This is a genomic window from Bacillus sp. GbtcB10, from assembly GCF_019091365.1.
In the GTDB taxonomy this organism is placed as follows: Bacteria; Bacillota; Bacilli; order Bacillales; family Bacillaceae; genus Bacillus; species Bacillus altitudinis.
Window position 1 is genome coordinate 777,559 of record NZ_JAGXJP010000002.1, and the last position, 12,802, is coordinate 790,360.

A 12,802-nucleotide genomic window follows, 5' to 3' on the forward strand; every position below is an offset into this window, starting at 1 on the left:
GAATATGAAACAAGAGGAGGGATACATCATGTTTGTTATCATCATCATCATAGCTTCTTTAGGCGCCATTACCGCCCACATGTTTACACCAAAAGATAAGCGTTCATCTTCTAGGCATTCTGCACATCACAGTTCAACAACCAGTAACTATACTGATTCGTATACACATCACGCTTCTGATGCCTCCTGCGGTGGTGATTCAGGTGGTAGCAGCGGATGTGACTAAACCAAAAAAAACAGCCGCTTGTTCAGCCGGCTGTTTCGTTTATTTTATTAAAGAGCTTTCCAGCCCCGTTCAATTAAATGTTTGACATCCTTTGCAAAATCCTCGCCTTTTTCCATCACATCTTGGGCTCTTCCTGCAAAATTACTAGCGACAGCGAGTTCCATTTTTTTTAACTCAAAGTGCATAATTTTTTGGTCTATCTCCGTCATATAGGTTTCATACTCATTGTTCACAATGTCGTGCAGCACGTGATAGGCTTCTTTCCGATGACGGTGAAAGTCCGTTCCTCTCTCACCTTTCCATGACGAATCTAGAGCAGGCTTCTTGATTTCCTTTATGTCAGACTGCGCAAGATCTTGTTCTGTTCGAATATTACTTTTGGCTGTCTTTAACCGAGAGATCATTTCGTCAAATTCTGCACGTTTGTTTTCAATCCCCATATGCAGATGGTGCAGCATCTCGGATAAACTCATGTCATCCACCTCTATTAGACCTCATAAGAAAGCACGGCGTCAGCGTTTTTGAAACCGGGCAGATCATCTGCTTTTTCCAGTCCTGACATTTCTATCGTTCGCTTTCATTAAGTATAGTATAAGGTGAAAAGCCTTAGGCTTAAATAGGGAAAAGGTGTCCTTTTAACATGGTGTTTGGAAGAAAAACGGAATAATCTAAGGTCATAAATCCCGAATTATATATGAGTCTTTACGACTATATTTTACATCGTACTCAGCTACGCTATCAATAAAACGATTGGGGCTTATGATTTTGCCGCAATCGCTTCATCCTGTTCTTTTAGCGTCTTCACATTTGAGCGTGTATCCTGAACGTTTTTGATTAAGGCTTCTTTAAAGCTTGAGACCATTTCGCCCACCTCTGCTTCACGTGCCGTCCATTTGGTTACAAATTCAAGGCTGTTTTCACCAGCTTTATCTGCTGCTTTTTTCATTGTTAAAGCTTCAACTGCTTGGGAGACTTCATCTAGTTTATCCATCACTGTTTGGTAGTTTAACTTAATTTGTCCCATTATGATATCCTCCAGATTGGTTCAGCATGAAGCTCGCTTACAAGCTGCTCCATGCTTTTGAGATCAAGCGTTTTGCGTCTTCTACTGCGTCTTCTCCTTTTTCAGCCAAACGTGCGGCATCTCCAGCTAAAGAGCTGGCAAAGGATAAGGCAGCCTGCTCTGCTTCTAGTGTACTGATTTTGAATTCGATTCGGCTCACGTAGCGTGGATATTTATCGCTTACGATCGTTTGCAGCGCATCATGCGCTTCATTTCGTTCTGATTTGAAATCTTGGCTCCGCTCCCCTTTCCAAGAGGCCCCAAGCTTTGGCTGCTTGATTTGTTTTAGGTCTGTTTCTGCGGCATCTTGTTCACGTTCAATCTTACTTTTTGCCTTTTTGAGTCGAGCAATTTTCTCTTCGATCTCTGCCTTTTTATTTGAAATGCCACCGTTAAGGGCAGACAGCATATCCGATAAGCTCATATGGGTTCCTCCTCCTGTCAAAAATAAAAACGCTGCTTAGAGTCCCTCTAAACGAGCGTAATGGTGAATCGCACTTTTTCCAATATTGTTATTATAAGGTTCAAAGACTCATGTTTGAATAGGGATTTGTGCCCTTTTTATGGTATAAATATGCTTTCAATCTGCTTCACACCACACCTTAAGCCCTCTTTTATAGGGGGTCAAAATACACAACCACCCTTCTGGAAACACACATAGTCTTACGGTCCTAGGACAAACAAAAGCCGCCCGGGGGAGGGGCGGCTTTTGCAGTGGCTTATGATGCCGATTCTTCTGAGTCTTGTTGATTTTTCACGTACCAAATGAATTTCCCTGTATATCCGTAGATGATGGCAAGACCAATGGCAACAAAGCTCAGCCACATAAATGGTAAATAAGAGAATGTCGAGACGCCTAGAATCCCTGCCATGTAAATTCCGTTATCTGACCATGGAACCATACCAGACGTAAGTGTTCCACCAACCTCAGAGTTTCTAGATAACACACGTCTGTCTAATTTTAATTTGTCATAGCTTTTTTCCATGATTTTTGGTGTAAGAATTAATGAGACATACATTGCACAACCAAAGATATTCGCAAAGAATGCTACTACAAGTGTAGACAGTGTCACATTTCCTGCATTGTGCAATTTTTTCTCGAATGTTGCGACGATCACTTTTAACACGCCTAAGTATTCAAGAACTCCACCAAAACCAAGTCCAAGAATAATGACCACTAGAGATCCTAACATATTGACAATACCGCCACGGTTCAACAGTGTATTTAAGAAATCTACATCTGAATTAATAGAGAAGCCGTTATAAGCTGTACCAAGCGCATCAGCTGGGTTCATCCCTTGGAATGCCATCGCCCAGACTGCCCCAAGCAGTGCACCAATTGCGATAACAGGCATTGACGGTTTTTTCAATACAAGTAATAGGACAACAATGACTGCCGGAATGATCATCCAAATATTAATCGTGAATGTATCCTGCAATGCTTGTTTCAAAAACTCTACTTTATCTTGATCAATATTTCTTCCACCATACATAAATCCAGTAATTGTAAACATAATAGCCGTAATAACAAAGGCCGGTATGGATAAAACCATCATGGCTCTTACATGCGCCAGCACGTCCACTTTTGAAAGAGAGGAAGCGAGCACAGTACTATCAGATAGAGGAGATAATTTATCACCAAAATAAGCGCCAGATAAAACAGCCCCAGCTACGATTGGTAATGGGATACCCAATCCTTCACCAATCGCAATCATCGCAATACCTGCCGTTCCAACTGTACCCCAAGACGTACCAGTAGCAACAGACATAATAGAACAGATAATCAGTGTAGCTAATAAGAAGATATTAGGATGAATAAATTCCAGTCCGTAATAAATTAACGTGGGTACAACACCGCCAGCAATCCATGTACCAACAAGTGCACCTACTGCAATTAAGATTAAAACAGCCTCTAATCCATTTGATATCCCTTTTGTGATCGCATTTTGAAGGTCTTTGTACGAATGCCCTAAACGAATTCCTAAAGCAATAACCATAAACCATGAGATGAACAATGCTAGCTGAATATCTAATTTGAAGTAAAGAGTGAATGATAAAACAATTGCTAAAAATAAGCCAAGTACAGACACGACTTCTAAAATAGACGGTAGACGTGGTGTTTTCATTTTGTTTCCTCCCTTTGTGCGTGCGTTAAGCGTTTTCAAAATATTGTGAAAAAAGTGTGTCAATTCGAAAGAAAGTGAATTGCCTGTTTTTCTCTCTTTCACAGGCAATTCCACATATTAATAAAATAAAATTTTTGATATTATTATCGCTCCAGGAGCTCTGCACCCGCAATACCAGGCTTTGTCATCTCGTAAGGATTCAAAATAATATCAAGTTCTTCTTCTGTTAACACATCATTTTGCAGGCAAAGATCTCTGATCGATTGTCCTGTTAAAATTGCTTCTCTTGCGATTCTAGCCGCAGCTTCATAGCCTAAGTGAGGATTTACCGCTGTAATGACACCTGCACTTTTTTCGACATATTCTTTCAAACGTTTTTCATTTGCTTCGATGTCCGCTAAACAGTGATCTGTGAATGAGCGGAATCCGTTATTCATTATACTAATAGATTGAAGCAAGTTAAAGACCAGAACAGGCTCCATCACATTTAACTCAAGCTGGCCTGCTTCAGAAGCAAGACAGATGGTGTGGTCGTTCCCAATGACCTGGAATGCGATTTGGTTAATGAGCTCTGCCATGACTGGATTGACTTTTCCAGGCATAATGGATGATCCCGGCTGACGGGCTGGCAATGCAATCTCAGCAAGACCTGCACGTGGGCCAGATGCCATTAAGCGAAGGTCATTCGCAATTTTAGACATGTTCATCATGCATACTTTTAAGGCAGCAGATACTTCTGTGTATGCATCTGTATTTTGCGTCGCATCGACGAGGTGCTCTGCGCCTACTAATGGCAGTCCAGAAATATCAGCAAGCTTTTTCACTACGATTTCGATGTAGCGAGGATCTGCATTGAGGCCTGTTCCAACAGCGGTCGCACCCATATTCACTTCATATAAATGCTGTTTTGATTGGTTGATTCGTTTAATATCACGACTGAGCACACGGCTGTATGCTTCAAACTCTTGTCCTAAACGGATCGGAACAGCATCTTGTAAATGAGTACGCCCCATTTTGATCACATGATCGAATTCTTTTGCTTTCTTTCGAAATACGTCATGCATGGCCTGCATCGTCTCAAGTAAAATGTCTAACTGCTTGAGCACTGCAATATGGATCGCCGTTGGGAACGAATCATTTGTCGATTGTGACATGTTCACATGTGTGTTTGGACTTAAATGAATGTATTCGCCCTTTTGATGTCCCATGATCTCGAGGGCTCTGTTTCCAATGACCTCATTGGCATTCATATTCATAGACGTTCCTGCGCCGCCTTGAATCGGGTCTACGATGAAATATTCATGGAATTTGCCTTCAATGACTTCATCTGAAGCTTGAACGATCGCATTTCCAATTCCTTCATATAAACGTCCGACTTCCATGTTGGCTTGAGCTGCTGCTTTTTTGACAATGGCAAATGCTCGAATGAGTTCCTCATGCATGCGATATCCTGTAATCGGGAAATTCTCTTTTGCACGAAGCGTTTGAACACCATAATACACGTCTGCGGGAATTTCTTTTTCACCTAGAAAATCCTTCTCGTAACGATAAGTTGCTTGAACCATCTCGTATGACCTGCTTTCTATAGAATAGTTAAATCACTAAATCTTCTGCGATTGGCGTTTCCATAATCTTTTTCACTTCTCGTGGATCTGTTGTTTTACCTAATGCCCACATGAGCTTTGGCACGATGGCTTCTGTGTTCATGTTTCTTGAACGAGCAACCAGTTCTTGATTGATTTTACGTCCTACTTCATACACACTCATGTCTTCTCCTTCTTCGAGACACTGAGTGGTGATCACAACAGAAATGCCTTCTTCCAGCAATTCGTTGATTTTTTCTAAAAGGTTTCTTCCTTCGAAAGGAATTCCGCCGCTGCCGTAGCTTTCAATGACGACTCCTTTGTACAACCCTTTGATTGAATCTAAAAACTCAGGCTTCAGTCCTGGATGCAGTTTTAGTAAACAAACGTCTGTGTTCAAGGATGCATCTAATTTAAGCGGTTTCATTGATGATCTTTTTACTTTGCTATTGTATTCAATTTGATGATTTTCAATCGATGCAATATATGGGTAGTTAATACTTTCAAATGCATCGTAGCTTTTCGTTCTTAGTTTGATTGCGCGAGTTCCTTGAATGACTCTGCCATCAAACACGACGTATACGCCGCCAACACCGTCACATGCAAAACGAATCGCATCTGTAATGTTTTTCTTCGCATCTGTTTTCTTAAACGTAATTGGAATTTGTGACCCTGTAATGACAATTGGCTTATCAGGATTTTGCAGCATATACGATAGTGCTGCTGATGTATAGGCCATTGTGTCCGTACCATGCGTGACGACAAATCCGTCATATTGATCATAATTTTCATAAATGGCTGTTGCGATATCAACCCAGTATTCAGGCTGCATATTGGTACTATCTATACTCATTAGGGACTTTGTGTCCATTGTGTAGTCTGCATTAATTTCGTTTAAATAGCTTAAAAGGTCCTCAGCTTTAACACCTGGAGCTAAACCATTTTCACTTTCTACAGATGCAATCGTCCCACCAGTGGTTAAAAGCAATAATTTCTTCAACAGGTCCACCTCTTTCAGTAAAATTACTTCGTTTGTCACACATATTATAAGCCAGCTTGTGCTATTCTATAATATACGCTTTACGCGTACCTTCATTGCCATTATAGTCACATAACGCGAATTAATCAAGAAATTATTACGCATAACGCGTACACTCTTTGTCAAAATATGATATACTGTTGTTGTATATAAAGGAGCGTTCATGTATGATACTCGATCGTTTAACCACCCTTAGAAAAAAGAAAAAATGGTCTCTCCAGCATACGGCAGATCGCCTAGGTATCGCCAAAAGCACCTATGCCGGTTACGAATCTGGGTACCGACGACCTTCGCTTGAAGCAGTGAAACTGCTGGCTGATTTGTATGATACGTCCATTGATTTTTTACTTGGTAGAACGGACGAGCCAGAGATACAACGCAAAATCTCTGATATCAAAATTGAGCTGACGGAAGCAAAAGAAGGAACCATCCATGTAGACGGCGTTCCACTAACAGATGAAGAAATCAAACAGCTTGTTGCCTTTATTCGGGCGAAAAACACTCTGAAAGTATAAACAACACAAAAAAGAGAGGTCCCTGTCATAGAGGTACCTCTCTTTTTCTGCTTACGACAGCTCACTTAATTCCTCTAACCGCCGCTTCGCTTCTTCTTTATTAAAGGAACTATAATAGCGATAATTCTCATCATCTAAGATGCGGTAATGCTGGCTTAGTACATTTTGCTGGAGACGAAACGTACCTTTTTTCACAGACGTCCGCCACCAAACCTTTCCGCCAATCGTACGTTCAACAGATAAATGCAATTCATCGTGGGCGACGACTTCCAAAATCTCAAGCGGATCATCCCCAAGTGTCCCTTTTAAAATGTCACTATCCCTGAATAATGCACATACGGCCGCAGATTGCGTCCAGTTGAGGCGAAGACGATTCTTTTCTACCTGCTGCAAATGCCGTTTGGATAGCCCAAGCACCTCAGCCATGCGGTCCTGTGTATAGTCTTTTTCTTTTCGAATTCGTGCCATTTGTTCTGTGACGAGGTCAATTACCATTTCTTTGTCCATCTCTCATCACCTCTTGATTGTTCAGTCTTTACTGACATCATACACGATTTCTTAAAAAAAGTGGCGTCTCACCTCATGGAATGATGGCGAAAACATCTATTGATTCTGCTTTTCACCATGACCATGCTGCTGTTTCCAATTCTCTTGGGCAGTCTCATGTAAATATGGATAAATGTTTTGTTTCACCGTTTGCTCAAATACTTCTTCATCTAAAATACTGTACGCCGGAATCTTGATCAATTTCCCATCAAATTTCCGAATAAGCACATCCATGAACAGAAATCCCCTGATACTGTAACGATGCCTGCGCATATCAATAGATTGAATGTCTTGAAAAGGGATTGTTTGTTGCCGATATAAAACAGCGCCATTCTCTCCTCGCTGAATGCGAAAAATCACATTTCCCCTCTTCGTAAAAGCCGGAAGAATCATCAAAAAAGAGATCCACCCATAGACAATGCCTAATAATCCGCCTAAAAATAAAAACAACGTATAATTCGATTCAAATGTAAGAGCTTCTGAAAATAACCAAATACCGATGATGCCAAATCCGCCCGTTGCTAAGAATGCCCATACTCTTAGAAAGGGTCTGCTCCTCACTTCTATTACTTCACTTGGATTCAAGCGTCATTCTCCTTTTCTCCATTAGAATATAGAACGTAATCCGTCTCTATGAGCCGTCTCTATCCGAAATTCATTTTCCTTCATGCCCGACACTAGCCAAGAATGCTTCTGCCCCGGAATAACAAATATCATGGACTCTACATCCGGCGTATTATTTTTATCATAAGTGACCTTCATCAAAGAATCCATTTTTCCTTTTCTGACCCTTACATCAGAAACAAATGCCCTCACAAGCTCTTGGTTCTCTGCTTTATTTAGAAAAGAAGGCCAATCATCATTCCCTTGACTGGCTTGTTCTAACAGCAGTTCAAATTCTTCTGCCTGCAAATTGATGACTGGTGTGAGGTGTTCACTCATGTGTATGTTCAAAAAGGTTGTCACTTGCTCCACAGTCTGCTGATCGTCTTTTAGTTTGTGAATCTGATGCACTTGTTGATCATAAAGCGTATGATGCGCATACACACCTACCTGAGTCGTATGAAAGGACGTACTGACCTCTTCATCTAATGCACCAAACCTTGAAGCTTTCACGGTATGTGATGCATCATTCATGGCCTGAATAAAATGCCGGTATGCTTCTTTATAACGGTATTGTCTATTTCGAAATTCCAGCACGTCTTTTGCCAGCAAAGAGCGGCATGCAATTTCAAATAAAAATCCAAGACGTTCATCCTCTACATCTGGATAATAGGCTTCCTTTAAAGACATCCCTTGCTCAAAATAGCCTTCACTGTAAAAACTAAAGATGAGTTCCTCAATACTTAGACTTAGCTGATCCAACTTGATCTCTCCTTATCCAAAAGAAAATGCGCCCTTCAAGAAATCACCTGCACCTTTCAACAGCGAATCTGCGGTTTCTTTTGTTTTTTCTATTCCTTTATGTATCACCTGATTTGCTTGATCAATGGTGTCATTGACTGCTTTAACACCTTGACCTGCAAGTTCAAATGCTTTTTTTCCTTTATCGACAACCGCATGAATTGGGTCTTTTAATTTCACTGCGACCTGTTCTGCAAAACCAGAAGTAAGCTTGGCGACTTTTTCACCAATAAAGCCACCTACTGCTGATCCTATCGCACCGCCAACGACTGTTCCAATCGGTCCTGCAAAGCTTCCAAGAGCGCCACCCACAACGGCACCTGCAACAGATCCGCCTGCAATAAAGACCGTATTATTCACTGCATTTCCAACAGCCTTTGCATTTTCACGCTTGAGAACTTCAGGCTGATCCCCAAATTCCGCATAGTTCTCCGCAATTTTCAGACCGCAGCCTACCGTTTCTGTTGCACCCGTGACGACCGTTGCAATGATGGCATTTCCTTTCGCAAACCTTGCACCATTTTTCAGAACAGACTTGATGCCAGCTGTGTCCTTCCAATTGATACTCCCTTTTGTGAAATCACGTACACTGTTCGTGAACGCAACTGTATCACTAGGATAAAATTTCGTAAATTTCTTATGGACCAGGTCAGCCATCGACCAATTCGATCGTTTTAATAATTCTTTTTTGCTCAGCCAAATCCTTGCCAACCGGTCAAATCTCGTACCTTCTACCCGTCCGGTCACATCAAGAAGGAGCTTTGAATGCTGCGCAGCATATCGGCCATTTTCTTTAATAAAAGTCGTCATTCCAAGCCCATAGTATTTTGCCTGCATCATCACAATACCAGCTAGGCTCGTGAGTGTACCATATTGATCATACAGACTGTACATTTTCCTTAAAATATCATCAGCTTCGACCATTTTATCCGTTGCATGACGAATGGCAATGTCGTCACTGCTCAATTTGCTCATTAAGGCTTGTCCAGAACCCCATGCATCTCCTACACCAGAAAAACAGCTTCGATAACGGGGATCACAGCCTAGGATGAGGCCATCCAGTTCACTATGTAAATCGTGGTGCTTTGTTTCGATGGCCGAAAGCTCTCCTACAAAATCATTCGCCAGCCCTGTCAGCTGATCTGGATCTACTACAATGTCACGTGCCATCACATCATCTCCCTTCTCGGTTTCTTTCTCTCCGTTCTTCTCGCCTTTTTCGCTCAAGCTCTTCCATTCTGGCGATTTCAGCTTTACGTTCCTCGATTTTGACAGCAGCATCCCGCAGTTCCTGACTTGTTTCAAGCAAGTCCTTTTCAAATTGATCATAGCGTACCGCTGTTTCCTCAAAGCTTTGATCAAATTTATCTCTTGCTTCCCCTTGCCAGCCTGATCCAACTGCCTTCAGCCGATTCTCAAGCAGCTGCTTCGACTGCCGAATGCCATCAGCGGCTTCCTGGAACTTTTGAGCGAGTGCAAGTGTTTGACTAGAATCCAACTTTCGCACCCCTTTCTCCCAAATTAACGTACAAATGGATGATTTTATATGTCCTCATTATAAATAAAAAGACACCCAAAAAAATCACCCTAAAGAACCATTCAGCACATCACAAAATAAAAGTAGGTCTTTTTCCTCTCTAATTGTCAGAGAAAGCCTTTCTTGTTATGAAGCGCATTCAAGACATGATAAAATGAACATATTCTACAAAAGGAGTGACGTATTGATGAAAGAGGAAATGATCCAGCGATTCACAAGTTATGTAAAAGTGGATACACAGTCTGATGCAGACATAGAGAGCTGCCCATCCACTGAAGGACAGCTAAACCTAGCAAGGCAGCTAGTTGAAGAGATGAAATCCATCGGCATTCAAGAAGTGACAATGGATGAAAACGGTTATGTCATGGGCACGATCCCATCTAACACAGACAAAGAAGTGCCAACCATTGGCTTCCTGGCTCATATCGACACAGCCACTGACTTCACTGGCAAGAACGTGAAACCGCAGATTCACGAGAACTATCAAGGCGGGGACATCACGTTAAACGAAGATCTACATATCGTATTATCTCCAGCACAGTTTCCAAATTTACAAAAATACCAAGGACATACGCTCATCACGACTGATGGCACGACCCTGCTCGGTGCAGATAACAAAGCTGGTATCGCAGAAATTATGACCGCCATGCATTACCTGATTGAGCATCCAGAAATCAAGCATGGAAAAATTCGTGTCGCCTTCACACCAGATGAAGAGATCGGCAGAGGACCTCACAAATTCGATGTTGATGCCTTTGGCGCTTCCTATGCTTATACGATTGACGGTGGCCCGCTAGGAGAGCTTCAATATGAAAGCTTCAACGCCGCAGGTGCAAAAGTATCAATTAAAGGAAACAACGTCCATCCAGGGACAGCAAAAGACAAAATGGTCAGTGCTGCAAAGATCGGCATGCTCTTTCACAACAAACTTCCTTCAGATGAATCTCCAGAATACACAGAAGGATACGAAGGCTTTTTCCACCTCACAAGATTTGTAGGAGAAGTAGAAGAAGCAGAGTTGCAATATATTATTCGTGATTTTGATAAAGAGAAATTCAACAAGCGCAAAGCACTATTTGAAAAAATCGCAAACGACTTAAAAGCAGTCTACGGCGAAAACAGCATCACCCTTAGCATTCAGGATCAATATTACAATATGAGAGAAAAAATTGAGCCAGTTAAACATATCGTAGACATCGCTCATGAAGCCATGGAAAACCGCTCAGTGACACCTGTCATTGAACCAATCCGCGGCGGTACAGATGGCTCACAGCTTTCATATAAAGGACTTCCAACGCCAAACATCTTTACTGGCGGGGAAAACTTCCATGGTAAATATGAATTCATCTCTGTAGAGAACATGCTGAAAGCGTCAGAAGTGATCGTGGAAATTGCACGTTTATTTGAAGAAAAAGCATAAACATGTTTACAACCGTTCCTGTTCGGGAACGGTTTTTTAATAAAAGTTTACAATTTTCTGAAACTTTTATGACACTTAATCGTACTAATAGAGACAACCCCAGAAAAATTCTTCTTGACGAGTGAAATAACTGGAAATATAATAGTTAAAAACAACCAGTATTTTAGACCTAAAAAAGCAGCCAGAATAAACCTTTAGAACTAAACGCTATTTGCTAACTATTTTCAGTTATAAACATCACTCACCCTGTCTACACTTAAAGAATAGGATGAATTGGAGGAATGTCATATGATGATTTTATTGATTATCGCTTCACTTTGCTGCTACTTACTATTCTCTTTCAAAAAAGATAACCGCACCCAAAAACGAAAAAGCGCAGAGCTTTCGGAGTTTGAAATCTTTCGTATGCGCCGCCACTACAACGGCAAACGCCGTCACCCACTAAACGATGCACCCAAACAAGTATAAATGTAAAAAGAAGAGCCTCATCACTAGGGGCTCTTTTTATGTATAAAAAAACGACCAAATTCATGGCCGTTTCTCTTGTTTATTTATACACCTTCGCAGGTACTTGAATCATAGGAATTCCTACATAGTACGGTGAAATTTCATATGGCTGGAAGACAACAGCGATTCCCTTTTTCGTGAAGTAGTACTGCGTGTCGTAGCCGATTTGAATATCGCTTTTTTTCAGATTCGCATAGAATTTACTTTTATGCTTCTTTGTGTAGTTATAGATATAATCTCTTACTTTTGTACGCTTTTTCTTTGTTTTCACCACATCTGTAAAGTACAGTTGCTTTGTTTTTTTCTTTGTTAACACATAGTTCATGCTCGTAACCATCGTATCCCCATGCGCTCCACCGTTATACATGTAATCATAGTTTAAGATACTCAGTTTCTTACCATTGTTAAATTTCGTTTCATACGTTCTCTCATACGTGACCTTCCCGTAGCCTTCCTTTTTCGCTTCGTCCTTTAAGAACAAGTACGTAGAATAAGAGAATGCAATATCTTCTTTTAAATCACGATTGATGGTTTTCATATGCGCTTTACTAAGGTTTTTCACCTGTGCATATTTAAACGTTTTTTTCTTTTTATAATAGTGTGTACTTACTTTTGCTTTTTTCACTTGTTTGGCATCCGCAGATCCAACTGGCGCAAACAACGAAACAATCAGCGAAAAAATGAGCAGGCTGATCGTTAGGCCTTTTTTCATTGTCATAGTAAAAACCCCCATTTTTGTCTATTACCAATTGAGTATACCATGACAAAAGAACCAAAAGAAGTGTTTTCTTCCATATTATTCTTTATTTTTCATGTGAGGTTTGTTTACCGTTTTC

General features: G+C 41.0%; 16 protein-coding genes. 4 read left to right on the top strand and 12 right to left on the bottom strand.

Features of this window, described 5'->3' with window-relative positions; genetic code table 11:
• Positions 1 to 28 precede the first annotated feature (28 nt).
• The gene (locus KVT11_RS09335) at positions 29 to 226 is read left to right on the top strand and encodes a hypothetical protein (RefSeq protein ID WP_025208222.1); all 198 of its coding nucleotides are present in this window, start codon (positions 29 to 31) and stop codon (positions 224 to 226) included.
• Positions 227 to 273: 47 nt separating this feature from the next.
• Here KVT11_RS09335 and KVT11_RS09340 read toward each other — a convergent pair whose 3' ends face one another.
• The 6 genes from KVT11_RS09340 to KVT11_RS09365 form a co-directional block, all read right to left on the bottom strand.
• On the bottom strand, positions 274 to 699 hold the full coding sequence (locus tag KVT11_RS09340; RefSeq protein WP_024719536.1) for a YwqH-like family protein: 426 nt from the start codon (positions 697 to 699) through the stop codon (positions 274 to 276).
• 284 nt (positions 700 to 983) lie between these two features.
• Complete coding sequence (locus KVT11_RS09345; protein ID WP_008345634.1) at positions 984 to 1,250, bottom strand: YwqI/YxiC family protein; 267 nt, start codon at positions 1,248 to 1,250, stop codon at positions 984 to 986.
• A 37-nt stretch (positions 1,251 to 1,287) separates the two neighbouring features.
• Positions 1,288 to 1,713, bottom strand: a complete 426-nt coding sequence (locus KVT11_RS09350; RefSeq protein ID WP_017358667.1) for a YwqH-like family protein — start codon at positions 1,711 to 1,713, stop codon at positions 1,288 to 1,290.
• A gap of 295 nt (positions 1,714 to 2,008) precedes the next feature.
• Positions 2,009 to 3,415, bottom strand: a complete 1,407-nt coding sequence (nhaC, locus tag KVT11_RS09355) for a Na+/H+ antiporter NhaC (protein ID WP_017358666.1) — start codon at positions 3,413 to 3,415, stop codon at positions 2,009 to 2,011.
• A 143-nt stretch (positions 3,416 to 3,558) separates the two neighbouring features.
• Positions 3,559 to 4,980, bottom strand: coding sequence for an aspartate ammonia-lyase (gene aspA / locus KVT11_RS09360; RefSeq protein ID WP_025208223.1), 1,422 nt, complete (start codon positions 4,978 to 4,980; stop codon positions 3,559 to 3,561).
• Positions 4,981 to 5,008: 28 nt separating this feature from the next.
• Positions 5,009 to 5,998, bottom strand: a complete 990-nt coding sequence (locus KVT11_RS09365; RefSeq protein ID WP_017358664.1) for an asparaginase — start codon at positions 5,996 to 5,998, stop codon at positions 5,009 to 5,011.
• Between the two features lie 206 nt (positions 5,999 to 6,204).
• On the opposite strand from KVT11_RS09365, the gene KVT11_RS09370 reads away from it, so the two are divergent.
• Positions 6,205 to 6,552: a helix-turn-helix domain-containing protein gene (locus KVT11_RS09370; protein WP_017368336.1), complete on the top strand. Its 348-nt coding sequence runs from the start codon at positions 6,205 to 6,207 to the stop codon at positions 6,550 to 6,552.
• A 51-nt stretch (positions 6,553 to 6,603) separates the two neighbouring features.
• On the opposite strand, the gene KVT11_RS09375 is transcribed toward KVT11_RS09370, so the two are convergent.
• The 5 genes from KVT11_RS09375 to KVT11_RS09395 form a co-directional block, all read right to left on the bottom strand.
• The gene (locus KVT11_RS09375) at positions 6,604 to 7,059 is read right to left on the bottom strand and encodes a helix-turn-helix domain-containing protein (protein ID WP_017368337.1); all 456 of its coding nucleotides are present in this window, start codon (positions 7,057 to 7,059) and stop codon (positions 6,604 to 6,606) included.
• A 96-nt stretch (positions 7,060 to 7,155) separates the two neighbouring features.
• Positions 7,156 to 7,683, bottom strand: a complete 528-nt coding sequence (locus KVT11_RS09380; RefSeq protein WP_017368338.1) for a YfjD family protein — start codon at positions 7,681 to 7,683, stop codon at positions 7,156 to 7,158.
• A 21-nt stretch (positions 7,684 to 7,704) separates the two neighbouring features.
• Complete coding sequence (locus KVT11_RS09385) at positions 7,705 to 8,463, bottom strand: hypothetical protein (RefSeq protein ID WP_108611106.1); 759 nt, start codon at positions 8,461 to 8,463, stop codon at positions 7,705 to 7,707.
• Between the two features lie 12 nt (positions 8,464 to 8,475).
• Positions 8,476 to 9,672, bottom strand: coding sequence for a DUF6861 domain-containing protein (locus KVT11_RS09390; RefSeq protein WP_017358662.1), 1,197 nt, complete (start codon positions 9,670 to 9,672; stop codon positions 8,476 to 8,478).
• A gap of 4 nt (positions 9,673 to 9,676) precedes the next feature.
• Positions 9,677 to 10,000, bottom strand: a complete 324-nt coding sequence (locus KVT11_RS09395) for a WXG100 family type VII secretion target (protein WP_019743650.1) — start codon at positions 9,998 to 10,000, stop codon at positions 9,677 to 9,679.
• Between the two features lie 226 nt (positions 10,001 to 10,226).
• On the opposite strand from KVT11_RS09395, the gene pepT reads away from it, so the two are divergent.
• Both pepT and KVT11_RS09405 read left to right on the top strand, forming a co-directional pair.
• Complete coding sequence (pepT, locus tag KVT11_RS09400; protein ID WP_008345662.1) at positions 10,227 to 11,459, top strand: peptidase T; 1,233 nt, start codon at positions 10,227 to 10,229, stop codon at positions 11,457 to 11,459.
• Positions 11,460 to 11,747: 288 nt separating this feature from the next.
• The gene (locus tag KVT11_RS09405) at positions 11,748 to 11,927 is read left to right on the top strand and encodes a hypothetical protein (protein WP_008345664.1); all 180 of its coding nucleotides are present in this window, start codon (positions 11,748 to 11,750) and stop codon (positions 11,925 to 11,927) included.
• 79 nt (positions 11,928 to 12,006) lie between these two features.
• Here KVT11_RS09405 and KVT11_RS09410 read toward each other — a convergent pair whose 3' ends face one another.
• Positions 12,007 to 12,684 (bottom strand): DUF3298 and DUF4163 domain-containing protein, encoded by a 678-nt coding sequence (locus KVT11_RS09410; protein ID WP_008345668.1) that lies wholly within the window; start codon positions 12,682 to 12,684, stop codon positions 12,007 to 12,009.
• Between the last annotated feature and the right edge of the window lie 118 nt (positions 12,685 to 12,802).